The organism is Streptomyces sp. PTL18 (assembly GCF_059510295.1).
This window is the reverse complement of the sequence record NZ_JCAJZO010000184.1, coordinates 1-205: the sequence shown is the minus strand read 5'-3', so window position 1 is coordinate 205 and position 205 is coordinate 1. Positions and strand designations below refer to the sequence as shown.

Sequence of the window (205 nt, the reverse complement as noted above, 5' to 3'; positions counted from 1 at the left end):
GTCGAGGTTGACCACGACCACCACCGCGTCGGAACCCGAGCGCTTGCCGTACGCGATCACCGCGTCGTTGTCCGTGTGATGGAAGTGCAGGTTCCTGAGACGTTGCAGGGCGCTGTGCTGCCGTCGGATGGTGTTGAGTTTCGTGATGAGGGGGGCGATGCTGCGCCCCTCGCGTTCGGCCGCTTCCCAGTCCCGGGCCCTGAGC

The 205-nt window shown here is 66.3% G+C and carries 1 pseudogene; it reads right to left on the bottom strand.

The annotated features are described in order from the left end of the window. A pseudogene (locus tag AC5WS8_RS39570) lies at positions 1-205 on the bottom strand (alpha-1,4-glucan--maltose-1-phosphate maltosyltransferase); the annotation flags it as partial.